Source organism: Kosakonia sp. YIM B13588 (assembly GCF_042788165.1).
In the GTDB taxonomy this organism is placed as follows: Bacteria; Pseudomonadota; Gammaproteobacteria; order Enterobacterales; family Enterobacteriaceae; genus Kosakonia; species Kosakonia sacchari.
Map to the genome: position 1 here is coordinate 84,272 of NZ_JBHZPO010000011.1, position 26,313 is coordinate 110,584.

23 protein-coding genes are annotated in these 26,313 nt (G+C 49.2%); all 23 read right to left on the reverse strand.

Going from position 1 to position 26,313, the window contains the following annotated elements; all coding sequences use genetic code 11:
* Complete coding sequence (locus tag ACFX4U_RS17990; protein WP_313506743.1) at positions 1–981, reverse strand: polysialyltransferase family glycosyltransferase; 981 nt, start codon at positions 979–981, stop codon at positions 1–3.
* Positions 974–2,212 (reverse strand): hypothetical protein, encoded by a 1,239-nt coding sequence (locus tag ACFX4U_RS17995; protein ID WP_313506742.1) that lies wholly within the window; start codon positions 2,210–2,212, stop codon positions 974–976. The genes ACFX4U_RS17990 and ACFX4U_RS17995 overlap by 8 nt, the downstream gene beginning before the upstream one ends.
* A 1-nt stretch (position 2,213) precedes the next feature.
* Entirely contained in the window at positions 2,214–3,266 is a 1,053-nt protein-coding gene (pseI, locus tag ACFX4U_RS18000) for a pseudaminic acid synthase (RefSeq protein ID WP_313506741.1), read from the reverse strand.
* Positions 3,259–4,797 carry a UDP-2,4-diacetamido-2,4,6-trideoxy-beta-L-altropyranose hydrolase gene (gene pseG / locus ACFX4U_RS18005; protein WP_380218543.1) on the reverse strand — a complete coding sequence of 513 codons (1,539 nt, stop codon included), beginning with the start codon at positions 4,795–4,797 and terminating at the stop codon, positions 3,259–3,261. The genes pseI and pseG overlap by 8 nt, the downstream gene beginning before the upstream one ends.
* Positions 4,775–5,485, reverse strand: a complete 711-nt coding sequence (gene pseF, locus ACFX4U_RS18010) for a pseudaminic acid cytidylyltransferase (protein WP_313506739.1) — start codon at positions 5,483–5,485, stop codon at positions 4,775–4,777. Before pseF ends, pseG begins: the two co-directional genes overlap by 23 nt.
* Positions 5,486–6,637: a UDP-4-amino-4,6-dideoxy-N-acetyl-beta-L-altrosamine transaminase gene (gene pseC / locus ACFX4U_RS18015; RefSeq protein ID WP_313506738.1), complete on the reverse strand. Its 1,152-nt coding sequence runs from the start codon at positions 6,635–6,637 to the stop codon at positions 5,486–5,488.
* Entirely contained in the window at positions 6,637–7,635 is a 999-nt protein-coding gene (gene pseB / locus ACFX4U_RS18020) for a UDP-N-acetylglucosamine 4,6-dehydratase (inverting) (protein WP_313506737.1), read from the reverse strand. The genes pseC and pseB overlap by 1 nt, the downstream gene beginning before the upstream one ends.
* A 46-nt stretch (positions 7,636–7,681) precedes the next feature.
* On the reverse strand, positions 7,682–8,230 hold the full coding sequence (rfbC, locus tag ACFX4U_RS18025; RefSeq protein WP_313506736.1) for a dTDP-4-dehydrorhamnose 3,5-epimerase: 549 nt from the start codon (positions 8,228–8,230) through the stop codon (positions 7,682–7,684).
* Positions 8,231–8,232: 2 nt separating this feature from the next.
* Complete coding sequence (gene rfbA, locus ACFX4U_RS18030) at positions 8,233–9,111, reverse strand: glucose-1-phosphate thymidylyltransferase RfbA (RefSeq protein ID WP_313506735.1); 879 nt, start codon at positions 9,109–9,111, stop codon at positions 8,233–8,235.
* Between the two features lie 47 nt (positions 9,112–9,158).
* Positions 9,159–10,058: a dTDP-4-dehydrorhamnose reductase gene (gene rfbD / locus ACFX4U_RS18035; RefSeq protein WP_313506734.1), complete on the reverse strand. Its 900-nt coding sequence runs from the start codon at positions 10,056–10,058 to the stop codon at positions 9,159–9,161.
* Positions 10,055–11,143, reverse strand: a complete 1,089-nt coding sequence (gene rfbB / locus ACFX4U_RS18040) for a dTDP-glucose 4,6-dehydratase (protein ID WP_313506733.1) — start codon at positions 11,141–11,143, stop codon at positions 10,055–10,057. Before rfbB ends, rfbD begins: the two co-directional genes overlap by 4 nt.
* A 405-nt stretch (positions 11,144–11,548) precedes the next feature.
* Positions 11,549–12,442 carry a GalU regulator GalF gene (galF, locus tag ACFX4U_RS18045; protein ID WP_305735577.1) on the reverse strand — a complete coding sequence of 298 codons (894 nt, stop codon included), beginning with the start codon at positions 12,440–12,442 and terminating at the stop codon, positions 11,549–11,551.
* 177 nt (positions 12,443–12,619) lie between these two features.
* Complete coding sequence (wcaM, locus tag ACFX4U_RS18050; RefSeq protein ID WP_313506730.1) at positions 12,620–14,035, reverse strand: colanic acid biosynthesis protein WcaM; 1,416 nt, start codon at positions 14,033–14,035, stop codon at positions 12,620–12,622.
* Positions 14,036–14,045: 10 nt separating this feature from the next.
* Positions 14,046–15,266, reverse strand: a complete 1,221-nt coding sequence (wcaL, locus tag ACFX4U_RS18055; protein ID WP_313506729.1) for a colanic acid biosynthesis glycosyltransferase WcaL — start codon at positions 15,264–15,266, stop codon at positions 14,046–14,048.
* The gene (gene wcaK, locus ACFX4U_RS18060) at positions 15,263–16,543 is read right to left on the reverse strand and encodes a colanic acid biosynthesis pyruvyl transferase WcaK (protein WP_020454300.1); all 1,281 of its coding nucleotides are present in this window, start codon (positions 16,541–16,543) and stop codon (positions 15,263–15,265) included. Before wcaK ends, wcaL begins: the two co-directional genes overlap by 4 nt.
* A gap of 32 nt (positions 16,544–16,575) precedes the next feature.
* Entirely contained in the window at positions 16,576–18,054 is a 1,479-nt protein-coding gene (gene wzxC / locus ACFX4U_RS18065) for a colanic acid undecaprenyl disphosphate flippase WzxC (RefSeq protein WP_305735573.1), read from the reverse strand.
* Between the two features lie 9 nt (positions 18,055–18,063).
* Entirely contained in the window at positions 18,064–19,458 is a 1,395-nt protein-coding gene (gene wcaJ / locus ACFX4U_RS18070; RefSeq protein WP_017458480.1) for an undecaprenyl-phosphate glucose phosphotransferase, read from the reverse strand.
* Positions 19,459–19,517: 59 nt separating this feature from the next.
* Positions 19,518–20,888: a colanic acid biosynthesis phosphomannomutase CpsG gene (gene cpsG / locus ACFX4U_RS18075; protein WP_313506896.1), complete on the reverse strand. Its 1,371-nt coding sequence runs from the start codon at positions 20,886–20,888 to the stop codon at positions 19,518–19,520.
* A gap of 109 nt (positions 20,889–20,997) precedes the next feature.
* Entirely contained in the window at positions 20,998–22,434 is a 1,437-nt protein-coding gene (gene cpsB / locus ACFX4U_RS18080) for a mannose-1-phosphate guanyltransferase (protein ID WP_313506728.1), read from the reverse strand.
* Positions 22,431–23,735: a colanic acid biosynthesis fucosyltransferase WcaI gene (gene wcaI / locus ACFX4U_RS18085; RefSeq protein ID WP_313506727.1), complete on the reverse strand. Its 1,305-nt coding sequence runs from the start codon at positions 23,733–23,735 to the stop codon at positions 22,431–22,433. Before wcaI ends, cpsB begins: the two co-directional genes overlap by 4 nt.
* On the reverse strand, positions 23,732–24,205 hold the full coding sequence (locus ACFX4U_RS18090) for a GDP-mannose mannosyl hydrolase (RefSeq protein WP_017458484.1): 474 nt from the start codon (positions 24,203–24,205) through the stop codon (positions 23,732–23,734). The genes wcaI and ACFX4U_RS18090 overlap by 4 nt, the downstream gene beginning before the upstream one ends.
* 2 nt (positions 24,206–24,207) lie before the next feature.
* Positions 24,208–25,173: a GDP-L-fucose synthase gene (locus tag ACFX4U_RS18095; protein WP_313506726.1), complete on the reverse strand. Its 966-nt coding sequence runs from the start codon at positions 25,171–25,173 to the stop codon at positions 24,208–24,210.
* A gap of 2 nt (positions 25,174–25,175) precedes the next feature.
* Entirely contained in the window at positions 25,176–26,297 is a 1,122-nt protein-coding gene (gene gmd / locus ACFX4U_RS18100) for a GDP-mannose 4,6-dehydratase (RefSeq protein WP_305735571.1), read from the reverse strand.
* Between the last annotated feature and the right edge of the window lie 16 nt (positions 26,298–26,313).

Sequence of the window (26,313 nt, forward strand, 5' to 3'; positions counted from 1 at the left end):
TTAGTGCTCACTTATAGATAATTCATTAAAAATATCTATTATACTCATTCGCTGACTTGTATATTTATTGAAAAGAGATTCCTGAAGACGTGAGCAACTAACAACACTGTCGATTTTTTCAAAGCTTAACCTAAAAGCAGGTGTATTATATATGGCATTCAATAAAATAAGTGACGTACTATTAAAACCTATAACGGCAAAACAATTATCAAAATCGAAACATAATTCAACCGGTGTCAGTGTATCTATCACATTGAGGCCAAGGTTTTCATACAACTGAAAATCTTCCGAAGGATGAGGTTTTACTATCAATTTTAGCTTTAACGCATTCGCTTCACTAATGATGTTGCTAATATAGTCTTTGTATTCATCCTCAGTAAGAATACCGAGCTTAACCCAGGGTTGCGTAAGTAAAAGCATGTATGAGGTGTTATCATATTTTATTGGTACCGATTTGGCTTTGATAAAATCCATTATTTGTTGATTCGGTTTTAGGCCATCAAACAATCTCCAAGTTTGCTTAGCCAAAACGCCTCTTTTTAAATAAAAATAGATAAAAGCGTATAAGTAAGCCTTGAAACTATTTATTTTACGCTCACGCATATAAACTTTTTGCATAGTATGAATATCGGATGCAGACCCAATGCCTTCATCAATTACAATATTGCTAATTTTACAAGTAATATTGCTTTTTCGCATCAATAGAACAGGCTTAATACCTACAGAACCGATAAATAGATGAAGAATTTCTTTTCGATACCCAGCCCGAATGCTCTTGCCCGGTTTAACATAGTTAACTTTACCTAACCATTTTTCAATAATACTGGTATGAATTTTAGCACTGGACAAGAATCTCGAATTATTTTCATAATATATGGCGAAGTTAAAGTTACCCTCATTCTTGATCTTATTTATAAACGATGCCACATAAACCAAATGGCTTTCATTTAAAACTCCTGAAATATATATTACATCAATCATATGGCCCTAACTTGCAAAATCTATATTTTGCTATGAGCAACACCGTTATACCTATAAATTGGCTTATAGCTATACCAATAGATGAATATAGATAACCTAAAATAACCATCAATACAATAGAAACCAAAAATGCAAGTATACTAGATTTGATAATATAACGATCTAAATTCCTTGCATATAAATCGAAATGATAAACAAGTGAAACACAATACATTATAGATCCAAGCAGTAATATATAGAACAATGGCAGCGAATTTAAAAAACTCTCTTTCTTTATCACTTTAGAAATATAAGGGACACATATCATAAGTGTTGCCGTAATGCAGAGACTTGTTATAACGAGTGCTTTTAAAAACTTTTGTTTTGTAGCAAGGTATTTTTTTCTTAAACCTTCTTTTGAATATCTCACCAATTTTGGGTAAAAAAGCATTACCACACTTGCATCGACGAAAGCCATTATTGAAGATGAAAAACTAGAGAAGTAAGAATAAACACCGACTATTTCTTTATTCCCAAAATAGCCCAGAATATATCTATCCGCTGTGAACATACCGCGCAACGAAAGCGTTGATATTAGAAGCGGAAGGCAAACCTTAAGGCCCTGCAGAATCCATTGGTGGTCAATTTTGGAGCGCATGATTAAAGAAAATGGTATCTTTTTTAATACTATTATTATAAAAAAAATACTTATTATTTCAGCTACAATCCAAAAAAACCATATGGTGTAAAATGGCACATCGGCGTTCGTAAAAGCATACGGTATATATGCATACACCCAAAGACCATTACGAATAAAAAACTGTAAGTTAGCACTGAAAGGATGTTCATATACTACTAATAATCTCATCACCTCCAGTGAGCAATGATCCAGTATAATTAAAATAACAAAAATTATAGCTACGTTTTTTAATGCAGGCTCGTAAAGCACAAACATGCAAGTTATTAATACAGCAAGAGAATAATGAATGAAATATAAAAAAAACTGATTTTTAAGGAATGAGCTTTGTTCTTTTCTCGAAGATCCGATTATTCTCCTTGACGAATAAGTATAAAAATCAAAACCTAGCAAATAACCCGTATAGCTAACGCCAGCTACGATTAAGGCATACTCGCCTAAATTTGACAAAGTATAATTGTGGGAAATAAATATTATAAGAATGAATTTGCTGGCTAATGCTCCTCCTCTTAAAGACAAGGGGAGCATTTTATTGAAAATTTTATTCAGTAGCATTTTAATTTTCAATAAATTTCAAATCAAATGGAACACCTTTATTAATATCCTGATTTAAAGGCTTACCCATAATTGCATCATAATACTTAGGCGCTAAACCGAACCCCGGGCGAATACTCTTCACATTCTCAGGTGTCAGCTTTTCCCCTTTTTTCACATCTTTTACAATGTAAAGTGAACGCCGGAATTTAACATTCCCTTTTTCACTCTCTTTACGTTCATAATTAACGCGTCCCAATGCCTGCCATGCAATTTTGGCATCACGGCAAAGCGCCATTAACTCATCAGGTTCAAGCGAAAAACTGTCATCCGGACCTCCGCCATTTCGATCCAAAGTTACATGTTTTTCAATGACACTTGCGCCGAGCACAACAGAAGCAATAGCAGTTGTATTGTCAATCGTATGGTCAGACAACCCAGTAATAATATCAAATCGCTCTGCCATATCAGGAATGGTTGCCAGATTATAATCTTCCGCCGGCGCAGGATAACCGCTTACGCAGTGTAAAACGACGAGTTCCTTACACCCCCCTTCTCTTGCTGCATTGATGGCTTCCTGGATTTCTTGCTCATCAGCCATCCCTGTAGAAATAATCATGGGCTTACCGGTTTTAGCGACGTATTTAATCAAAGGCAGATCGATGGCTTCGAAGGACGCAATTTTATATGCAGGTGCATCCAACTCTTCAAGTAAGTCGACAGCGGTAAAATCGAATGGGCTACTGAAAATAGTAATACCCAACTCTTTGGCTTTTTCAAATAAAGGCTTATGCCATTCCCATGGCATCTGCGCACCTTTGTATAAATTGAAAAGCGTTTGGCCATCCCATAATCCACCATGAATCTGGAAGTCTTCGGTGTCGCAATCAATAGTGATAGTATCAGCGCGGTATGTTTGTAATTTTATCGCATCTGCTCCTGCTGCTTTTGCTTCTTCCATGATTCGAAAGGCGCGATTAATATCACCATTATGGTTAGCCGAGAGTTCTGCAATAATATAAGGAGGATGGTCTTTACCAATTCTACGGCCATCAATGGTTATAAATTCATGCATTATTTTTCTCACTAATATATTGGTCGGGAGATATTTTAATAAAACCAAGGCGCTCAAACAACTGATGCGATGCATTATTTCCTGGCAATACTGTCGCAAGTATTGTATCGCCATTATGTACCATCAAAGCACGTTTGATAGCTGCACTTGCAATTCCTTTGCCTTGGTCTTTCGCAGTCAGAAATATCGATAATTCATATTTTGCAGATACATGACTGACGGGATCCAGTCTCAATACGCCACATGAACTGCCATGCTCAATAATATAAAACTCTGATTTATCATCATTTAATTTATGCGCCATCCACGAGACATGGCTTTCAAAAGATGGAATATTTTGATTACGCGCAAATTTACGAGTGTGAGGCTCGCACTGAAGCTGGAAAACAAAATTAATATCTTCTTGCGTAGCCAAACGAAGCGTAACGTTAATACCATCTTTAGCAGGTACAGGTATTATTTCCTGAATATCTCTGAAAAGACCCAGACCATCACACATATCCGTCACAACAATTCTCTGCTCATGATAATGAGTAAAGAGATATTGCACCGCATCTACGAATTCATCTTTATTAAAATTATCAGCATAAAGAACTATTGCACCTGAATTTGCGAGGTTTTCCGCAATCGTCAGTTGATTATCGGCAATTGCAATGTTTACAGCCGGTAATGCCATAGTGCAGCGTTCCCAGGTCGTTCCGCCTAACGCACCGATGGCGAAATCGTGCTCAAGCATAAGTTCAGCCATATTCTTTACATTGGTCAGAACTTCAATATTATAATTAGTTTTTGCAGCAAGTGCATGTATCTCTTCACGATATGGGAACGCAGTGCCTAATATAACGGTTATTTTATCTATATTCTTAAAAGCAGTCTGGGTCAGGTATTGCAGAACTTTACCGGTTATGTTATGCGCATCAACGCCCCCCATTGTGAGCATTAATGTTTTTGGATGATCAACTTTTTCTTTGCATGCTATAGATTGTTTTCTTAAGCCTGAAAATAATGGATCAAGCAAAGCAAATTTTGTCCCGGCCAAAACCGTACCATTATTTTCATTTAAGAAGACATATTCTTCGGGACGGCGTTGGTAAGTCTGGTCGATTAACAGATCACAGAAATGGGGTCTATTGCATAGATCATCTATTACAACCAAGCGAGCATCTGAAAAATGCTGTTTGACTACTTTCTCCCACTCTTTATCAAGAGAATAATGATCAACAATGATAATATCAGGTTCTTGCCCTTGTTCTTCTATCAAAGAGATAAACTGCGATGCATCGTCTCCCTGACTACCATTTAGCCAAAATTTCTCATTACGAATATAGGCGTCAGATTTGTTATCAACAGTTATGACTTTAGTTGAAAAACCTTCTTGAATAATTTTGTCAATAATATTCCCGCGATGATTTTTCGATATAAAAAAACACTGCGCACCTGATTTTCTTAAAGCTTTCGCTAGATTCAGGCATCTAATGACATGGCCTGAACCAATTGAAAGTGACGAATCAGTTCGCAGATAAATATTCATTTTTTAACTCCATGGCTTTAAACAGCCACTCAGCAACCTTCCAATCTTCTGGCGTATCGATATCCTGAACACGCTCACGCGGAAGCTCTATCGCATAAGAATCTGCACTAAATATGGGTTTCTCATTCAACCATGCAGCTGATGTTCCCCAGTAAAATTGCCCTGCATCGTGCCAGGATTCTTCAAGATCCTGAGAACGAACATGGAACATTTCTGGCGAAAACATGCTGATACGCTGTTCGGCACTCACTTTCAATGCTCTCTGAACAGGATACGGGAAGCGGGTTATTGTAAAAGCATACTCACCTTGCTGTTCGCGAAGAATTTCCAGCCCACGAATGATATCTGTGGAATGGATGAAAGGTGCTGTTGCATAAATGCAGCAAACAAAATCTGCAATGCAGCCATGATTGGACAGCCAGTCAGTAGCATGATGAATGACGGGGATAGTCCCGGCAAAATCATTCGACAACTCTTCAGGTCGCATAAACGGGACTTCCGCGCCATATTGACGTGCAACTGTCGCGATCTCTTCATCATCCGTTGAAACAATGATTCGGTCAAAAACGCCGCTCCTGAGAGCGGCTTCAATTGACCAGGCAATCATCGGCTTCCCGCAAAATTCTTTAATATTTTTACGCAGTATTCGCTTGCTGCCACCACGTGCAGGAATGATTGCCACATTCATTTAAAAAAACTCCCGGATGCATTTGATCACATAGTCTTGTTGTTCATCAGTCAGCGTCGAATACATAGGAATACTTATCGCCCGGGAATAATAATCTTCAGCAATCGGGTAATCCCCAACTTTATGCCCCAACTGTGCATAATACGGCTGCGTATGAACCGGAATATAGTGAACATTGACCCCGATGCCCTTGTTACGCAGGTAGTCAAACAACGGCTTACGTTGCATCGGATCGTTAACCGTTAGCGGATAAAGATGCAAAGCACTGTAGCCACTTTCCGATTGAACCGGCGAAGAGACAGAAACACCCTCAAATGCAGTGAGATAACGTTTTGCCAGTTCGTGACGACGTGCAACGAAGCCGTCGATACGTTTCAACTGGCTTACTCCCAGTGCGGCTTGCAGTTCGGTCATGCGGTAGTTTAAACCAAGATCGACCTGTTGGTAGTACCAGCCACCTTCTGAAGATTTAGTCATTTTATCGTTGTCGCGGGTAATGCCATGGCTGCGGAAAAGCTGCATTCTTTCAGCTAATTCAGCGCTGTTAGTCAGCGCCATGCCGCCTTCAGCGGTTGTAATAATTTTAACCGGGTGGAAGCTCAGGATTGTTATATCAGCGAAACGTGAGTTGCCGATTTTGGCCCCTTGATAGTTGCCGCCAATCGCATGCGATGCATCTTCAATAATGGAAAAACCATATTGCTGAGAAAGTTTATGGATGGCTTCCATTTCACATGACTGACCAGCAAATGCCACAGGTACAACGATTTTTGGCAGTTTGCCATCGGCTTTAGCCGCAATGAGTTTGGCTTCAAGAGCACTGACACTCATATTGTAAGTCTGTGGATCAATATCAACAAAACTCACATTGGCATCGCAGTAAAGAGCGCAGTTCGCTGAAGCGACAAAGGTGTTCGGCGATGTCCAGAGCCAGTCGCCTTTATTCAATCCCAGCGCCAGGCAAGCAATATGAAGTGCAGAAGTTGCGCTATTGACTGCAACAGCATGTTTAACATCGACATACTGAGCAATTGCTTGCTCAAATTGCGGAACGCAGGGCCCTTGGGTGAGAAAATCAGACTTCAGTACGTCTACCACGGCACTGATATCTTCTTCAGAAATATCCTGCCGGCCGTAGGGGATAAATTTCATCAGATATTGCCCACTTTTTCACGATTTTCATCAATCCACTGACGGAGTGCATCAATGCTCATCCATTCGGCATTGCTGTCACTTTCATAGACAAAGCCTTCCGGCACACGCTTACCATCTTTAATACGTTCCGGCGAATCACACCAATTATGAATTGCAGGCAGGATTTTAAAATGTTCTGGATACTCATAAGTATAAAGAGCATCTTCTGCACTGATCATTTGCTCATGCAGTTTTTCACCGGGACGGATACCAATAACTTTTTGAGCAGCATCCGGCGCAACGGCAGTGGCAACATCAGTCACTTTCATTGACGGAATTTTCTTCACGTAAATTTCGCCACCAACCATATCATTGAACGCATGCCAGACTAACTCAACGCCCTGCTCCAGAGTAATCATAAAACGCGTCATGCGATCATCTGTAATCGGCAGCTCACCTTTATCTTTGATAGACAGGAAGAATGGAATAACTGAACCTCGTGACCCCATAACATTACCATAGCGCACTACGGCAAAGCGGGTTTTGGTTGCACCAGAATAAGAATTACCCGCGACAAAAAGCTTGTCAGATGCCAACTTCGTAGCACCATACAGATTGGCAGGACTACTTGCTTTGTCGGTAGAAAGCGCGACGACACGTTCGATACCTTTATCGATACATGCATCAATAACGTTCATGGCACCGTTAATATTGGTTTTAACACATTCGAATGGATTGTATTCTGCTGTTGGTACGATTTTAGTCGCCGCCGCATGAACGACATAATCAACACCATCTAATGCACGGTATAAACGATCTTTATCGCGAACATCACCAATGAAGAAACGAATACGGCTTTCATCTTTAAAATGCTTTGCCATTTCCCATTGTTTCATCTCATCGCGAGAATAAATAATGATTTTTTTAGGATTGTATTTTTCAAGGGTCATGCGAACAAATTTATTACCGAACGACCCAGTACCACCTGTAACAAGAATTACTTTATCATTAAACATGTCATTGTACTCTACAAAATGTTAGACGTCATTGCCCGTCATATTTTCATTCAAAAAACTGAACGTTATTCCAGAGGGGTTGTATTTTGTCTTTCTCAGACAGATTAAACGGGCCTTCAAGCGGCCAGTTGATTCCCAAAGTTGGGTCATCCCATCGAATGCCGCGCTCAAATGCAGGGGCGTAATAGTTTGTTGTCTTATAAAGACATTCAGCAACATCACTAACTACCAGGAACCCATGGGCAAAACCTTCCGAAATCCATATTTGCCGTTTATTTTGTGCTGATAAATACACGCCTATCCACTGACCAAAAGTTGGCGAACTTTGGCGGATATCAACTGCAACATCAAATATTTCGCCGACCACACACTGAACGAGTTTCCCTTGCGAATAATCTGGTAATTGATAATGCAAGCCACGAAGAACACCTTTCGATGATTTTGAGTGGTTATCTTGTACGAATTCAGTTTTCTGCCCGATAATTTCTTCAAAAAGTTTCTGGTTATAGCGTTCAAAAAAAAAGCCACGCTCATCGCCAAAAACAGTTGGCTCAAAAATCAATACATCAGGGATTGTAGTTTTAATAACGTTCATTCTTAATTCCCTTCAATCATTTTCAACAAATATTGACCGTAAGCATTTTTTTTCAATGGTTCTGCTAAAAATTTAACCTGTTCCGCATCGATGAATTTTTTTCGATAGGCTATTTCTTCAGGACAAGAAACTTTAAGCCCCTGACGCGCTTCTATCGTTTGAATAAAATTACTTGCCTCTATTAGACTCTGATGAGTCCCAGTATCAAGCCAGGCATAACCACGTCTCATCATCGCCACCGATAGTCTTCCTTGCCTAAGATAAAGACTATTAATATCTGTTATTTCAAGTTCACCACGCAAAGAAGGCTTTAAACTTTTTGCCATTTCCACGACATCATTGTCATAGAAATATAACCCTGTCACGGCATAGTTACTTTTTGGTTCCACAGGCTTCTCAACCAAGCTAATCGCCTTACCTGCCGCATCGAATTCTACAACGCCATATCGCTCAGGGTCGTTTACATGATAGGCAAACACTGTCGCACCATTTTCTTTATCAACGGCTTCTTCCATCAGCTTCGGCAAATCATGTCCATAAAAAATATTGTCGCCCAGCACCAGCGCGCAGGAGTCGTTACCAATAAATTCTTCACCAAGAATAAACGCCTGTGCTAACCCATCAGGGCTTGGCTGTACTTTATAATGCAGGCTTAACCCCCACTGGCTACCATCACCGAGAAGTTGTTCGAAGCGAGGCAGATCCTGCGGGGTACTGATAATTAAAATATCGCGAATCCCCGCGAGCATCAGCGTGGATAACGGATAGTAAATCATTGGCTTATCATAAATTGGCAGCAGTTGTTTACTCACAACCATTGTAACCGGGTACAGGCGAGTTCCCGAACCGCCCGCCAGTATAATTCCTTTACGTGTTTTCATTTCGTAATCCCGAGCAAAATGCCTGCTCAGAGGCACTTTTCAAATAGTCAAATTGGCGTTGTGTTAAATAGCTCAGCCAGCATACGTTTCACGCCAAGCTCCCAGTCCGGGAGAACCAGACCAAAAGTGCGCTGAAACTTATCGGTGTTCAGTCGTGAATTGTGCGGACGTTTCGCCGGCGTAGGGAAACTTTCTGTCGCTACCGGGTTTAATTTATTTAAAACGAGTTCAACTCCCGCTTCCCTGGCCTCAGCAAAAACCAGCGCCGCGTAGTCATGCCAGCAGGTTTCACCGCCCGCAACCAAGTGATATAAACCTGCCACTTGCGGTTGTGCCAGCGCAATGCGGATTGCATGAGCAGTGCAATCCGCAAGTAACTCAGCACCTGTCGGGGCGCCAAATTGATCATTAATGACCGAGAGTTCCTGGCGCGTTTTCGCCAGCTTTAGCATGGTCTTCGCGAAATTGTTGCCTTTTCCGGCGTAAACCCAACTGGTGCGAAAAATAAGGTGCTTCGGGCAGTTTTCTCGCAGGGCAATTTCACCATCAAGTTTTGTCTGGCCATAAACATTCAGTGGAGCGGTGCTATCTGTTTCCACCCACGGCGTTTCACCATCGCCCGGGAAAACATAATCGGTCGAATAGTGAACCACCCATGCGTCAATTTTTGCGGCTTCACGCGCAATAGCTTCAACGCTCTTCGCATTCAACAGTGAGGCAAATTCCGGCTCGGACTCAGCTTTATCAACTGCGGTATGCGCAGCGGCGTTAACAATTACGTCAGGCTTTATGCGGCGCACGGTTTCAGCAATACCCTCAGGATTACTGAAGTCACCGCAATACTCTGTCGAGTTAACATCCAGCGCAATCAGATTTCCCAAGGGTGCCAGCGAACGCTGGAGTTCCCAGCCGACTTGTCCCGTTTTTCCGAATAGCAGAATATTCATTCGCTGCGCTTCCCGTAGTTTTGTTCAATCCACGACTGGTAGGCGCCGCTTTGCACGTTCTCTACCCATGTGCTGTTGGACAAAAACCACTCAACCGTTTTACGGATGCCGCTTTCGAAAGTTTCAACCGGTTTCCAGCCCAGTTCCTTACTGATTTTATCGGCATCAATTGCATAGCGACGATCGTGGCCCGGACGGTCAGTTACGTAAGTGATCTGCTCACGATAAGAGGTTGCCTTCGGTACGATTTCATCAAGCAAGTCACAAATCGTGTGGACAACATCGAGGTTCTGTTTTTCGTTATGGCCGCCGATATTATAAGTCTCACCCGCAACACCTTGTGTGATCACGGTATAAAGCGCACGTGCGTGATCTTCAACATACAACCAATCGCGAATTTGATCCCCTTTGCCATACACCGGCAGCGCTTTGCCCGCCAACGCGTTCAGGATAACCAGCGGGATCAGTTTTTCCGGGAAATGGAACGGTCCGTAATTATTGGAGCAATTGGTAACAATTGTCGGGAAGCCATAGGTTCTGCGCCATGCGCGGACCAGATGATCGCTGGAGGCTTTAGAGGCTGAATAAGGGCTGCTCGGCGCATAAGCTGTTTGCTCGGTGAACAGAGGCAATGATTCACCAGCGGTCACTTCATCCGGGTGAGGCAAATCACCATATACTTCGTCAGTGGAGATATGATGGAAACGGAAGGCCGCTTTGCGCGCTTCATCCAACTGTGCCCAATATTGGCGTGCAGCTTCAAGCAACACATAAGTGCCAATAATATTTGTCTCAATAAACGCGGCGGGGCCAGTAATCGAGCGATCGACATGACTTTCTGCCGCCAGGTGCATGACCGAATCAGGTTGATGCTCAGCAAAAATCCGCGCCATTGCATCACTATCACAAATATCCGCACGTTCAAAAACATAACGCGGGTCGTTATTGATTTCCGCCAGTGATTCCAAATTCCCGGCATAGGTTAATTTATCCACATTAACCACGAAATCAGCAGTGTTATTAATGATATGACGAACGACTGCAGACCCAATAAAACCTGCTCCACCGGTGACCAGTATTTTCACGAGTATCTTCCGCTTTTGTTATGCTATGTTTTAATTTAAGGGTAGTTAAGATTGGTTATTAACTTACTAGAACATATTTTAGACACGCTACCGCCCCAGGCTCTTCAGCTACCTGTGCACTGTGTGCTTTTGTCAGCAATTTACAATGTTAACGACTGCGCTACCCTTATTAGAATTCGCCACTTGGCACAAAATGCTAAGCGGCTATTCTCCGCCGAAACAAGGACGGAAACAAGGAAAAATCTAGCTTACGTCAGCGCAATAATTACCCATGCCTACCTTTTTTACTCGTTGATTTTATAATGAAAATAAAAAGGGCAGTAAGAATAACCAAAGGATCAAATGTCCTTACGGCAACCCTTTCTGCCCCTGCTGTAAATATCTTCAATACACCGTTTTAATTATTTACTGCGCCAGCAATTTCTTAATACTTTCGCGGAATTTCTGACCTTCTTTCAGGTTACGCAGACCGTAGTTCACAAAGGCCTGCATGTACCCCATTTTCTTACCACAGTCATAGCTGTCGCCGGTCATTAACATCGCATCAACAGACTGTTTTTCTGCAAGCTCTGCAATCGCATCGGTCAGCTGAATACGACCCCACGCGCCCGGCTCGGTTTTTTCCAGTTCCGCCCAGATATCGGCAGAAAGCACATAGCGTCCCACTGCCATCAGGTCGGAATCCAGCGTCTGCGGTTGATCCGGTTTTTCAATAAACTGCACAATACGGCTGACTTTACCTTCTGTATCCAGTGGCTCTTTGGTCTGGATAACGGAGTATTCAGAGAGATCGCCTTTCATGCGTTTTGCCAGCACCTGGCTGCGGCCGGTCTCAGCAAAGCGTGCCACCATCGCCGCGAGGTTGTAACGCAGCGGATCGGCGGTCGCCGTATCCAGCACGATATCCGGCAATACAACGATGAACGGGTTGTCGCCTACAATCGGGCGCGCACAGAGGATAGAGTGGCCTAACCCCAGCGGCTGCGCCTGACGCACGTTCATAATCGTCACGCCTGGCGGACAAATAGACTGCACTTCCGCCAGCAACTGGCGTTTAACACGCTGTTCAAGCAGCGCTTCTAGTTCGTAGGAGGTGTCGAAGTGGTTTTCCACCGCGTTTTTTGACGAGTGAGTCACCAGAACGATTTCTTTGATCCCTGCAGCAACAACTTCGTCGACGATATACTGAATCATCGGCTTGTCGACGATCGGTAGCATCTCTTTTGGAATCGCTTTCGTGGCCGGGAGCATATGCATCCCCAGACCGGCTACCGGAATAACTGCTTTCAAATTAACCATTATTTCTTCCACCTATAATAATTGGATGAATTATAAACCTTTAACCTGTTTTCGCCAGTGCGTTCGCAGCGAGGAGAGTGAAAGATGTTACGCCTAACGTCCCTGCAAGGCAGTAGATGTAATCCTAACCCTGGTGCTAAATCACCAGGATTTATCGTAAAAGGCCATTTCCCGCGCTTAGAGCCGCTTCGCCGGCAAACGGAAGTTCAAATTATCGACATTCACCACATGCTGATCGACCCGGTCGATATCGACTGAACTTTGCCCGTTTTCATTGACTGCATGAATATTCGCCAACGACAGCAAGGTGTCCTGTTTCGCCATAAAACGCCCGCGCACATCTTTGCGTAAATCGAAGTTCAGCTTCAATGCCGGGCCGTTGGCCGCCTCTTGCGTCACATTGATATTACGCAGGAAAAGATGTTGCGGTTTATTGTGCAATTCCAGCGTTGCGCTCTGCATTTTCACGTTGGTGATAGCCACAAACGACGTGGCGTTACCGGACGATATCTGGATGCCGCGCAGCTTATATTTGCTGCTGCGGTTGTCCTGCTGGATATCGTTAAGTTTGAAATTCTGCGGGATCGACAAATAATCGCCTTTGATAACACCATAGCCAATCAGCATGCCGGCGCTATTGACCATTGAAACATTATCAATAACGAAATTATCACAGCCGTAAATCGCCACGGTCGCATTATCAATCCCGGCTTTTTTACTGAAATCCGGAGTGATGTTTTTCGCTTTAACGTTGCGAATAATAAAGTGTTTACCGTTTTCCACATGCACTAACTGGCGGCAGTTGCTACCGGTAATATTCGCCACGACAAAGTTCTTAACCGCTTGATCTTCAGGGTAGTTATTGTCGTAAGTGCTACCCGCCAGCCCAATGCCAATGCCCCAGTTAATCTTGCCGTTGGTGCAGTTGATATTATCAATCACATGGTCGGAGATCAGGATGTTACGGTCATTGATGGCCACATTCCATTCGATAGCATCACCTTGTAGGTCACTGAAATGACCATTAGTAATCCGCACACCGTCCAGTTCGTTGTGGAAACCCTGGCGTAAAATGCCATAGTTAGCTTTGCTCACCGTGATGTTATCGATGACCAAATTGCGCATCGTGCGCGCATCTTTGCCGCCAATGTAAATCTGCATCACCGGGCCAAAGCCACTCATGCTCACGCCCTTGATCACACAGTCGGAACCGCGCACATCCAGCGTGATGTTATAGAAATTACCGCCCTTCTCTCCCACCACCCGGCTACCGTCCTGCAACACAAAGCGCCCGCGTCCGTTACCTTTCAGCGCGCCGCGCACCAGTAGCGTTTTGCCGGCGGGAATAAAAATACCGGTGTTGATATTGTCGCAGACCACACCAGCGGGGACTTCCACCGTTTGCCCGTCAGCAAAAGCTTGTTTAAACGCGGCGGGCCAGTCATTGCGGTTGTAATCACTGATACTGACCGTGTCGTTACGTCCCAACGCGCGGGCGGCTGGAGTGTGTAGCAAAGGGATCGCCGCCAGCGCGGAACCGGCGGCCAGGAAGGTGCGTCGCGATAGCGCAGTTGCTGTTTTCTTCACGGTCATAAAACCTCTGTTAAAGCGTCTGCAACAGACTGGCAAGTTGCTGGTTGATGATTTTCTGGTTGAAGTCGTTCTCGACTTTCTCTCGCGCCCGCGTCACCACCGGTGTTAAATCACGGCTCTCCATGTCACCGAAAGCAGCCAGACGCTGCGCCAGCGCCTCGGCATCATTTTCCGGCACTAGCCAGCCGGACCGCCCGGCATCGATCAACTCCGGAATGCCGCTGTGGACGGTTGAAACCACCGGGATCCCCACCGCCATCGCCTCCATCAGCGCAACCGGGATGCCTTCCATATCCCCATCCGCGCCGGTAATCGACGGCAGCAAAAAGACGTCGGCTTCATCAAGCAGCGCTTTAACTTCATGGCTGGGTTTAAAGCCCGGCATTTCAATGACATCTTCCAGTTGGAATTGTTCGATAAGGGTGCGTAAGCGGCGTTCCCATGGACCAATACCGAGGATGCGATATTTGAAATCCACGCCGCGTTCTTTCAATAGACGGCACGCTTCAATGGCGACGTGCAGCCCTTTTTTCTCGGTCAGGCGCGCCACAGAGATAATTTGCAGTGGGCTACCAGGGTTTTTAACCGAGCGCAAACTAAAGCGGGCCATATCGACCCCCATGCGTGACACAGCGATCTTGGTCTCCGGGCAGCCCATGTTTTTCAGTCTGCCGGCCCACAAATCGCTGATCGGCAGCATCAGATCGCCGCGCTGGAAAAGTTGCTGATATTCAGGCGTGTAATGATTCAACACGTCGCGATGCGAGATATCGATGCCGTGGAATACGGTGGCGATTTTGCCCTTGAGGACGCCCAGCTCGCGCAGTTTTGCGGCGGTAACGCCTGCCGGGCCAAAGTGGGCGATAAAGACATCGGCGCTGAACGTGCGCGGCGCAAGGCCACAAATGGCTGGCAGGATCAGATTGCGGGCTTCGTCGCCGTAACGCGACATATTCAACGCTTTCCAGGTGGAGGATTTCCAGATACCCCGCGCTATCGCCTGTCCGCGATAACTCAGTTTTGCCATCTGCCCTTCCGGCTCGGCCAGCAGCCAGTGCGTTTTTTCCGCCAGCCGGTACTCGGTATACGCCGCGTGTGTATTGTTCATATCGCCCTTATGCAGGGCGACAATCTCAACCTCAAAACCCATATTGATAAAGGCGACAATCTGGTTGAGCACAAAGGTTTCGGAAGATAAGGGAAACTTCAGCAAAAAGAAGCTGACTTTCATTTCACCCCCTGTACGCGGTCGAGCACCGATTTGACCATTTTCATGCCGTGCTCGCGCTCCGCCGCCACCGCCGTCGCCAGACGTTGATTAATCGCAGGCAGTTGCCCCAGCGTGTCGGCCGCCATCGCCGCCAAAGAACCATCCAGCAGATGGCGAATATCGACCGCCATTTCCGGCATCCCGAGTTGCTGCATGATGCCTGCCGACTTGTGTTCATAGTTGATGGCAATCGCCGGCGTACCGAAGTTCATTGAGATAATCGCGGAGTGCAGGCGCGTACCAACGGTTAAATCACACGCGCCAAGGATCTTGCCCATCTCCAGATCGTTCAGCTCATCCATCACCACGTGGTAGCGCGACGGATCGCTGACATACTGGCGCAGATTGAGCGCCACCATGCGGTCATCTTTGTTATAGCTATCGATACCGGTACAGGTAGAGAGCGCAATAACCTGATAACCCGCATCAATGATCCGGTTGACCACCTCGGCAAAAGCCTGTTCATAGGCCTGCTGGGTGGTGTTGAGTCGTTTATCAAACGGCGCCAGTTCGCGCAGCGTAATCGCCACGGTTTTCTCTTTCGCCGCCAGATCCAGCCAGTGCTGCACGGCATAACTGGCCACAAAATCGTGCTGATGGTGGTCCACCAGCCAGGCGGTATCGACGCCCTGCTCGACTTTATCCGTGGTGATATTGCTCTGCTTCATCAGGTTCAGACTGACTGTTTCGCGCAGGATCAGCGCATCGCAATGGCCAAAAACATAATTCGCCAGTTGGTTAAACGCCTCGTTCTGGAACGGTCCCACGCTGTGCCCAATCATATAGATCGGTTTTTTCGCCATAAACGTACACAGTGCGTGTTCAAACTGCGGCACACCGTACAGATCAACAAAGAAAGAGCCGCCGACCTGAATAATCGCGTCATAGTCCGCCAGGCGGCGGACAAAATCGGTAAACCCTTGCGCGATCGCGATATTGCGCAGCTTACCGGTATCCGTCACCCTGGAGAGCAATACCTGGTGCTGGTAACGGCGGCGCAGCACCTTCTTCACGCGCCCCATCAACCCGGCGGCGTTGTTCTGCTCTTTCATCTGGCTATAGAGCGGGTCGCCCATTACCGGGCGGTTAAGTAACCAGGATGAGCTCACCGGATAGCGGCTCATCACATCCACCTCTGCATCCGGCTCAATCAGGGCAATCGCATCCAGCAGCCCACGTAAAATAGCGCTGTCACCACGGTTGCCGCATGTGTGATTGCCAAGGATCAATAATTTCATAACGACCTCATAAAGGGGTTCAATCAGGTTTCTTATCCTGCGCGGAGCAGCGTTTTAAGTTTCTCGTTGCGGCAAAACTGACGTTTCATCTCCACCACCAGCGCATTACGCGACACAATCAGCATCCCGGCGAACGCCACCATGCCCGCCGCGACCTGAATCGCCAACATCGCCGCCAACGGCAGATGTCCGTTCAGGGCCAGGCCCAGGCCGTAGCTCACCACCAGGGTCGGCAGCGACAGGTAAAAGGGCAGCCACAGGCTCAGGATGTACTGACGGTAGCTGGAACCGAGCACCGGTTTAATCATCACGAAGTAGCTCAGCACCGTGTTGATGATTTGCACCAGCAGAAAACCGAGCGTCACGCCGAGCGCCCCCGCCAGATGTCCACCGACGATGATGGCGGGGATAAAGAGAAACGTTTTAAAGACATTGAATTTAAAGCTGATATCCACCCGCGCTTTCGCCATCAGCAGCGAACCAATCGGGTTACCCACCGCGCGCAACAGGCCGACAATACACAGCAGTTGCAGGATGGGAATAATGCTGTTCCATTTGTCGCCAAACACCAGCGGCACAAAGTTGTTCGCCACCACCATCAGCCCCAGCAGGATCGGGAAGTTAATGATCCCGACCACCGACAGCAGCTTGTAGAAGTTCACGCGCAGCTTTTCCGTATCGTCCTGAATTTTGGCAAACGCCGGGAACAGCACACGAGTAATGATGGGGTTGAGCTTCATCGGCGGCACTACCGCCACGTTGTACGCCAGGTTGTAGCCCCCGGCGACGCTGGCGCCGAGAATACGCGCCAGCACCAGCGTGGAGAGGTTGGTGTTCACATAGTTGATGATGCTGTCTGCCGTCAGCCAGGCACCAAAACGCAGATTGGAGCTGACCGACGCCAGCGAGAAATGCAGCCCCGGACGGTAAATTTTGCGGCCGAAATAGCCAAACAACAGCGTGCGCACGGCGCTGTTAACCAGATAACCGAGGATCGCGGTCATCGCCAGCGGCCAGAAGAACGCGCTGATGACCGTAAAACTGAAGCCCGCCAGCACCGACAGCGTTTCGATGGCGCCTATCTTGTTGAACTCCAGCTCTTTTTGCATCAACGCGCGAAATTGCTGGCCGTGCGGGATCACCACGAAGGCCAGCGACAGCGTTTTAATCAGCGGTGCCAGATCCGGGTTATTCAGCACATTGGCGATCGCTCCGCTCAGGGAGAAAACGGCAATGCAGACCACGATACCCAGCCCAACATTGAGCCAGTACAACGTGGTCAGTTCGAGGTGGCTTATCTCTTTACGCTGAATAATCGAGTTGGCGATGCCGAAATCCGACAGCGTATCCGCCAGCGCGATAATCACCAACGAGACGGTCAGCAGGCCGAACTGGTGGTTATCGATAATGCGCGCCAGCACGGTCATCTGCACCAGCCCCAGACCAATAATGGTCAGGGTCGCCATGGCGGACCACTTCGCGCCGCTGATGGTTTTTTCTCTCAGGCTCATGACCTTTCCTTAATACGCCGCTTTGTTAACAAAGCCTTTAAAGACGGTCAGAAAAACGATTTTGATATCGAACCACAGGCTCCATTCACGGATGTATTCGAGATCGAACTCAATGCGTTTTTCCATTTTCTCCAGCGTGTCGGTTTCACCGCGCCAGCCGTTAATTTGCGCCCAGCCGGTAATACCGGGTTTCACTTTATGGCGCAGCATGTAGCCCTCAATCAGCGAGCGATACTGCTCGTTATGCGCCACCGCATGCGGGCGAGGACCAACGATCGACATACCGCCGGTCAGCACATTGATAAACTGCGGCAGTTCATCGAGCGACGTGCGGCGCAGGAAACTGCCGACTTTGGTGACGCGCGGATCGTTCTGCGTTGCCTGGGTCACCACTTTGTCGTTTTCCATCACCTTCATGGAGCGGAATTTCCACACCTTAATCGGCTTACCGTCCATGCCATAGCGCGTCTGGCGGAAGATAACCGGCCCCGGTGAGCTGAGTTTCACCGCCACCGAAATCGCCAGCAGCACCGGAGAGATGAGCAGCAAAATCAGCGAGGCGAGAACAATGTCTTCCAGACGTTTCAGGATGCGGTTGACACCGGAAAGCGGCGTGTCATACAGCGGCACCACCGGCACGCCGTTCACCTCTTCCACACGCGAGTGCAGGATGTTAAAGGTGAAAACGTCAGGGATAAGGATCACCGAACAGGTGGTATCGGCCAGCTGGCGGACCAGCTTTTTAATGCAGGCCGCATCGTTCATCGACATGGCGATGTAGACGTTGTGAATTTTCCCGCTTTTCGCATCCTCCACCAGCTGGTCGAGATTTCCCGCCCAACCAGTCGTAATGCCGCCCGGTTGTGGATCGTGATAAACCCCGACTACATCAAACCCGAGCCACGGTTCATTGCGAAAACCTTCCAGCAGTTCCTGGCCCATCGGCATATCACCGGCCACCGCCACGCGGCGCGTGTTGTAGCCCAGGTTACGCATCCAGCCTGCACCAAAGCGGATCACCGCCCGGCTCATCATCAATCCCATCGAGGTCAACAAATACCAGGCGAGATAGATGTTGAAGGTGTTATCAAAATCATTGTTGAACGCCAGCAGACCGGCGCTGAAAATCAGGCTCAGCGTCCAATTCTGCAACAGCAGCGTCAGTTCAGTCATGATTTTTACGCCCCGCCAGGAGCGGTAAAAATCGGTCATTCCGCCGATCATCTGGAAAACAACCAGCGTAATCAGAGCCATCAGCAGATGCATGTAGAAGAACGGCAGCGCATTGACCTTACACACCAACCACAGGCCACCGAACATAATGGTGATGTCGGAGAAGCGCTGCACGATAGAGATTAACGATGCATTCGTTTTGGCCCGGTCGCGTTTTTTGAGATGAGTCATTGTTGTACCTGCCTGTAATGTTCACCCTCCCCGGCATCGGGGAGAGGAACGCCTTATCGTTATTGATTTAACAGTGCCAGAATTTCCTGCGTTCGCGCTTTCATCAGTTCCTCGTCGCGCCGCGATTCAACGTTCAGGCGTACAACGGGTTCTGTATTGGAAGAGCGCAAGTTAAAGCGCCAGTCGGCAAACGCGATGCTGATACCGTCCGTACGGTCGATCTCCAGCGCCCCCGGCGTGAAGTGTTGTTCAACGCGGTTGATCGCCGTCACCGGGTCCGTCAGTTTGCTGTTGATCTCGCCGCTCGCCGGGAACGCCACCATGCGGTCGCTCACCAGTTGCGCCAGGGTTTTGCCTTTCAGGCACAACAGCTCGGTGACCAGCAGCCACGGGATCATGCCGCTGTCGCAGTAGGCAAAGTCACGAAAGTAGTGATGCGCGCTCATTTCGCCGCCATAAATAGCGTCTTCTTCGCGCATCCGCTCTTTAATAAAGGCATGGCCGGTTTTCGACATCACTGGTGTACCACCCGCGCGGCCAACGACATCCACCGTGTTCCACGACAAGCGCGGGTCATGAATGATCTTCGCACCCGGATGTTTTTCGAGGAACGCTTCGGCCAGCAGGCCAACAATGTAGTAGCCCTCGATAAACTGCCCTTCCCCGTCGAACAGGAAGCAACGGTCAAAGTCGCCATCGAAAGCAATGCCCATATCGGCGTTATGCTCAATCACCGCATTGCGGGTATCGTCGCGGCACTCCGGCAGCAAGGGGTTAGGAATACCGTGCGGGAAGGTGCCGTCCGGCTCGTTATGCACTTTGACGAAAGTCACCGGCACATTCAGCGTCTTAAAGCGGGCTTCAATAGCGTCCACCACCGGACCTGCCGCGCCGTTACCGGAGTTAATCACCAGTTTCAGCGGCTTGAGGTTGTTGGTGTCGATATAGCCCATCAGGTGATCGATATAGGCGTCGCGCAGATTAATTTGCTCGTAGCTGCCGCGTTTTGCCGGGTTCACCGGCGGGAAATCATTGGCTTCAGCCAGGCGCTGCACATCGCGCAGGCCGGTATCGCCGCTGATCGGACGCGCGCCCTTACGCACCAGTTTCATGCCGTTATAATCCATCGGGTTGTGGCTGGCGGTCACTTCGATACCGCCGTCAACGCCCAGATGGAAAGTGGCAAAATAGATCTCTTCGGTACCGGAAAGCCCGATATCCAACACATTCACACCGGCGTCCTGCAACCCTTTCGCCAGCGCCAGTTTCAGCGCTTCGCTGGTCTGGCGCACATCGCCGCCCAGCACGATGGTTTGCGGCTTCAGGTACTCCCCATAGGCGCGGCCAATACGCCATGCAATGTCTTCATTGAGTTCTTCGCCCAGCTTGCCGCGAATATCGTAAGCTTTAAAACAGGTTAATTTTTCCATCATTACCTCTTCTTCAGGCAACAGTCAGCCGTGACCGTAAAATGGCCATATCTTGTTGATTAATTTAAATTTATAAACCGGATAACGTTCGCGTTATCCGGCACGGGAATTAAATACGGCCGTAACGATCGGCAAACCGCACAATGTCATCCTCTTCAAGGTACGAACCGGAGCGCACCTCGATCAGATCGAGCGGAATTTTCCCAGGGTTTTCCAGACAGTGGCGCGCGCCGAGCGGAATATAGATAGATTCGTTTTCGCCCAGCAGTTTCACCTCGCCATCAATCGTCACTTTTGCCGTACCGGCGACCACCACCCAGTGTTCTGCGCGGTGGTGATGCATCTGTACGGAAAGTCCTTCGCCCGGCTTCACGGTAATGCGTTTTACCTGGTAGCGATCGCCGGAATCGATGGAGTCATATTTGCCCCACGGACGGTAAACTTCGCGGTGAATATGGTGTTCGTGGCGCCCGTCGGCTTTGATTTTCTCGACCACTTTTTTCACATCCTGCACGGCATTACGGTCGGCAATCAGCACCGCATCTTTGGTCTGCACCACCACCAGATCTTTCACCCCGACGGTCGTAACCAAGCCAGATTCCGCATAAACGTAGCTGTTTTCGGTTTTATGGCTGATGACGTCGCCGTGATGGACGTTTCCCTCCGGCGTGTGCTGGCTGATTTCCCACAGCGACGACCAGGAGCCAACATCGCTCCAGCCTGCATCCATCGGCACTACCACCGCATCGGCGGTTCTTTCCATGACCGCGTAGTCAATCGACTCTTCCGGGCAGGCGAGGAAAGACGCCTCATCAACGCGGATAAAGTCCATATCCGGGTCGGTGGCGTCCATCGCTTTTTCGCAGGCCTCAAGAATATCCGGGCGGTATTTTTTCAGCTCTTCCAGGTAGCGACCGGCGCTGAACAGGAACATGCCGCTGTTCCAGTAATACTCACCGCTTGCCACATAACCCTGCGCTGTTTCGAGGTTGGGTTTTTCGACAAATTGCGCCACTTCAAACGCCACCGCATCAACTTCACCGGCAGAAACCGCACCGCGACGGATGTAGCCATAACCGGTTTCCGGCAGATCCGGCACGATACCAAAGGTCACCAGTTTGCCCGCCTCGGCATAAGGGATCGCATTGCGTACCGACGTGCGAAACGCCTCTTCATCCTGAATCACATGGTCAGCGGCCAGCACCAGCATCAGCGGATCACTATCCGGGTTGTGGCGTTTCACCGCCAGCGCAGCCAGCGCGATAGCCGGTGCCGTGTTGCGGCCTGCCGGTTCGAGGATGATGTTTTCGGTCAGCTTGTGCAGCTGACGCAGTTGCTCCGCGACGATAAAGCGGTGCTGTTCGTTACAAATCACCACCGGGCTTTCGCACTCCACGCCGTTCAGGCGGCAGATGGTGGTTTGCAACATGGTGAGTTCGCCTTTCAGGCAGAGAAACTGTTTAGGGTAAAGCACACGGGACAGAGGCCACAAACGGCTGCCAGAGCCGCCGGCCATCACGACCGGATAGAGTTGTGTTTGACTCATGATTTATCCCCATTGCCATCGAAGTTCAGTTCGCCGTCATGCGCGCTTTCGCGGGCACGTGCGGGCTGAGTGGAATTCTCCGGGCTGATATCTGCAATAAACTGGCTTAACACGTTCTCTTTTTCGAGCGTGCGTTCGGCATATTCACGTGCCACCGTGTTGTTTTTGGGCATCGCCAGTGCGCGTTCAATGCCCCAGGTCAGCGCCTCCACCGATTCCGGTTCAACGCAGACCGCAATGCCAGGCTGGGTCAGGCACAGCTGGCCAAGTTCTGTACTCTCTTCGGCGGTGATCACCGCATTGCCGCCGACCGCCAGAATGTTGGTCAGTTTGGATGGCAGCACCGCGTCAGCCGCGCCGCGCTTTTGGATTACCAGATGGCAATCGCCCATTTTTAATAAGGCCGGTAGCGCGTCATACGGCTGCAACGGGAAGAATTTCACGTTGTGAAGCCCGCGCTCGCTGACCATTTTTTCCAGCCTCGCCTTGCCGCCGCCCTGGCCGACAATCACAAACAGCCACGGCTGGTTGTGCAGTTTTGCCGCCGCTTCAATGACGTTTTCCAGCCCCTGCTTCTCACCGATATTGCCGGAGTAAAGAATGATTTTTTTGTCATCCGGCAGGCCGAGCGTGCGGCGCAGTTGCGCGACGGATCCATCGTCGATATCGCGAAAACGCGCCACTTCGGACCAGTTCGGGAAGAAAATGATTTTGTCCGCAGCCACGCCTTTCTCCCGCGCTTTATTCATCATCGAACGGGAGATGGTCGACACGTTGTCAACGTTATGCAGGTTGCTGCGTTCAAAAGCGGTCGCCAGCTTCGCCACGCGACCGTTTTTACCTTTGCCCGCCATGCCTAAACCCAGCATGGCATCGACTTCATAATCCTGAATGTGCAGCACGGTTTTCGCGCCGCTCAGTTTTGCCAGCAGGCGCATGCCCGGTGTGCAAAACAGGGTCGGCACGACGCCGATAATGCGATCCGGTTTCCAGCGACGCTGTGCCATCAACGGGAAGAAACTGCTCAGGGCAAAACTGCCCAGATGCAGCAGCCGTTTTAAGGTCGATGGCTGCGCAGGCACATACAGCGGGCAGCGCCACACGGTGGCAACGCCCTGCTCTTTGCGCCAGCGCCAGGCGCTGTAATGCTCGCCCACTTTCCACTCCGGATAGTACGGCGGCGCGGTGATAACGCGCACGTCATGGCCTTGACGGGCCATCCATTCCACCATTTCGCCGGTGTACTTACCGATCCCGGTCAGCTCCGGCGAATAGTTGATGCCATAGACCAGGATTTTCATAAGCCCGGTACTCCCTGCGCGTCGAGGAAATAGGCGCGGCTATTGTCATGTACCAGCGGGTCGGCAATCAGCGACTCCGGCGTTCCCCAGCGGTAGTCGTTGTGCTGATCCGGCGGCAGCGCGAGGGTGTCCTCATCCACGCGCAGGCGAAAGCCCAGCACGATGTAATGCGTGGTGAAATCCGGGCCGGAAAAGTTGTCGTCATAGAAGTGCTGCCAGACGCCGTAAAACTCGCCTGCCGACATCGGCAGGCGCAGTCCCAGTTCCGCCTGAGTCAGTCGCTCGAAAGCGGCCGCCAGCGGCTCGTCCTTTTGCACGCGTCCGCCCGGGACAAACCAGTATCCCTGGGCCGGACGGTTAGTGCGCTTACCGAGTAAAAACTCGCCGCGTGAGTTTTCCACGATCAAATCGATGGAAATCAGCGGGGTCGAACGCACCACCGTGGCAAAATCTTCCTGACTCAAAAACATACTTACCCCCGGAACCGGTGCTGGTTTTCAAGGAACCACTGGTAGGTGCTCGCAAGCCCCGCTTCCAGTGAGATCTCGTGATACCAGCCAAGCTGATGCAGGCGGTTCACATCCAGCAGTTTGCGCGGCGTTCCGTCCGGTTTGGTGGCATCAAACACCACGCGACCTTTGTAGCCCACCACGCTTGCCACGGTTTGCGCCAGTTCACGAATGGTGCAGTCCACGCCGGTGCCGACATTGATATGCGACAGCATCGGTTCGGTATTCTCCTGCCACACTTCGCGCGCCAGCTCCTGAACGTGAATGCTGGCGGCAGCCATATCATCCACATGCAGGAATTCGCGCATCGGTGTGCCGCTGCCCCACACCACCACATCCGGCGCATTTTCCTGCGTCGCTTCGTGGAAACGGCGCAGCAGCGCAGGAATAACGTGCGAGTTGCTCGGGTGGAAGTTGTCGTGCGGCCCGTACAGATTGGTCGGCATCACCGAGCGGTAATCACGGTCATACTGACGATTGTAGGATTCGCACAACTTAATACCGGCGATTTTGGCAATCGCGTACGGCTCGTTGGTCGGCTCCAGCGTCCCCTGCAACAGCTCACTTTCCGCAATCGGCTGGTGAGCCAGTTTCGGATAGATGCAGGACGAACCGAGGAACAACAGTTTGTTCACGTCGTTCTTGTGCGCGGCGTGAATGATGTTGCTCTCAATCATCATATTTTCGTAGATGAAGTCCGCCGGGTAGGTATTGTTCGCCACAATACCGCCCACTTTCGCCGCCGCCAGGTAAACCTGGTCGATACGTTCGTTTTCGAAAAACGCATTCACAGCCGCGCTATCTAACAGGTTCAGCTCCTCGCGGGAACGCAGCACCAGTTCGATATCCGCCCGCTGTTCGAGCTGCCGTACGATGGCTGACCCCACCATCCCGCGATGGCCAGCCACAAAAACACGTTGTTTGGTCATGCTCAGGACTCCAGCGCGATGGCAACCTCGTAACCGTGGGCCTTAAGCAGTGAGTGTTTTTTCGCTGCTTCCAGATCTTTTGCCACCATTTCGGAGACCATCTCCTGCAGGGTGATTTCCGGTTTCCAGCCCAGTTTTTCGTGCGCTTTGCTCGGGTCGCCCAGCAGGGTTTCCACTTCAGCAGGACGGAAGTAACGCGGGTCAACGGCAACAATCACATCGCCCGGTTTCACGCCCGGTGCGTCATGGCCGGTCACAGAAACGACAATGCCTTTCTCTTCTACGCCGGTGCCTTCAAAGCGCAGTTTGATACCCAGTTGTGCGGCGGCAAATTCCACGAACTGACGCACGGAGTACTGCACACCGGTGGCGATAACGAAGTCTTCCGGTTTTTCCTGTTGCAGCATCATCCACTGCATTTTCACGTAATCTTTGGCATGGCCCCAGTCACGCAGGGAATCCATGTTGCCGAGGTACAGGCACGATTCCAGACCCTGTGCGATGTTGGCGATAGCACGGGTGATTTTGCGGGTCACGAAGGTTTCGCCGCGACGCGGAGATTCGTGGTTGAACAGAATGCCGTTGCAGGCATACATGCCGTAGGATTCACGGTAGTTCACGGTGATCCAGTACGCGTACAGTTTGGCAACGGCGTACGGAGAGCGCGGGTAGAACGGCGTGGTCTCTTTCTGCGGGATTTCCTGCACCAGGCCGTACAGTTCTGAGGTGGACGCCTGGTAGAAACGGGTTTTCTTCTCCAGACCCAGGAAGCGAATGGCTTCCAGCAGACGCAGCGTACCCATGGCATCAACGTCGGCGGTATATTCCGGGGATTCGAACGACACAGCCACGTGGCTCATCGCGCCCAGGTTGTAGACTTCATCCGGCTGCACTTCCTGCAGGATACGCGTCAGGTTGGAGGTATCGGTCAGGTCACCGTAGTGCAGATGGAATTTCGGGTTGCTGGTGTGCGGATCCTGATAGATGTGATCCACACGCTCGGTATTGAATGAGGAAGCGCGGCGTTTAATGCCGTGAACTTCGTAACCCTTCTCCAGAAGCAGTTCAGCCAGATAAGAGCCATCTTGCCCGGTTACGCCGGTGATGAGAGCGACTTTAGACATAATTTATTTTCCTCAA

Bases quoted from the DNA above. Each gene is read 5' to 3' on its own strand.
- ACFX4U_RS17990 (WP_313506743.1), bottom strand. From the start codon at position 981: ATGATTGATGTAATATATATTTCAGGAGTTTTAAATGAAAGCCATTTG.
- ACFX4U_RS17995 (WP_313506742.1), bottom strand. From the start codon at position 2,212: ATGCTACTGAATAAAATTTTCAATAAAATGCTCCCCTTGTCTTTAAGA.
- pseI (WP_313506741.1), bottom strand. From the start codon at position 3,266: ATGCATGAATTTATAACCATTGATGGCCGTAGAATTGGTAAAGACCAT.
- pseG (WP_380218543.1), bottom strand. From the start codon at position 4,797: ATGAATATTTATCTGCGAACTGATTCGTCACTTTCAATTGGTTCAGGC.
- pseF (WP_313506739.1), bottom strand. From the start codon at position 5,485: ATGAATGTGGCAATCATTCCTGCACGTGGTGGCAGCAAGCGAATACTG.
- pseC (WP_313506738.1), bottom strand. From the start codon at position 6,637: ATGAAATTTATCCCCTACGGCCGGCAGGATATTTCTGAAGAAGATATC.
- pseB (WP_313506737.1), bottom strand. From the start codon at position 7,635: ATGTTTAATGATAAAGTAATTCTTGTTACAGGTGGTACTGGGTCGTTC.
- rfbC (WP_313506736.1), bottom strand. From the start codon at position 8,230: ATGAACGTTATTAAAACTACAATCCCTGATGTATTGATTTTTGAGCCA.
- rfbA (WP_313506735.1), bottom strand. From the start codon at position 9,111: ATGAAAACACGTAAAGGAATTATACTGGCGGGCGGTTCGGGAACTCGC.
- rfbD (WP_313506734.1), bottom strand. From the start codon at position 10,058: ATGAATATTCTGCTATTCGGAAAAACGGGACAAGTCGGCTGGGAACTC.
- galF (WP_305735577.1), bottom strand. From the start codon at position 12,442: ATGGTTAATTTGAAAGCAGTTATTCCGGTAGCCGGTCTGGGGATGCAT.
- wcaM (WP_313506730.1), bottom strand. From the start codon at position 14,035: ATGACCGTGAAGAAAACAGCAACTGCGCTATCGCGACGCACCTTCCTG.
- wcaL (WP_313506729.1), bottom strand. From the start codon at position 15,266: ATGAAAGTCAGCTTCTTTTTGCTGAAGTTTCCCTTATCTTCCGAAACC.
- wcaK (WP_020454300.1), bottom strand. From the start codon at position 16,543: ATGAAATTATTGATCCTTGGCAATCACACATGCGGCAACCGTGGTGAC.
- wzxC (WP_305735573.1), bottom strand. From the start codon at position 18,054: ATGAGCCTGAGAGAAAAAACCATCAGCGGCGCGAAGTGGTCCGCCATG.
- wcaJ (WP_017458480.1), bottom strand. From the start codon at position 19,458: ATGACTCATCTCAAAAAACGCGACCGGGCCAAAACGAATGCATCGTTA.
- cpsG (WP_313506896.1), bottom strand. From the start codon at position 20,888: ATGGAAAAATTAACCTGTTTTAAAGCTTACGATATTCGCGGCAAGCTG.
- cpsB (WP_313506728.1), bottom strand. From the start codon at position 22,434: ATGAGTCAAACACAACTCTATCCGGTCGTGATGGCCGGCGGCTCTGGC.
- wcaI (WP_313506727.1), bottom strand. From the start codon at position 23,735: ATGAAAATCCTGGTCTATGGCATCAACTATTCGCCGGAGCTGACCGGG.
- ACFX4U_RS18090 (WP_017458484.1), bottom strand. From the start codon at position 24,205: ATGTTTTTGAGTCAGGAAGATTTTGCCACGGTGGTGCGTTCGACCCCG.
- ACFX4U_RS18095 (WP_313506726.1), bottom strand. From the start codon at position 25,173: ATGACCAAACAACGTGTTTTTGTGGCTGGCCATCGCGGGATGGTGGGG.
- gmd (WP_305735571.1), bottom strand. From the start codon at position 26,297: ATGTCTAAAGTCGCTCTCATCACCGGCGTAACCGGGCAAGATGGCTCT.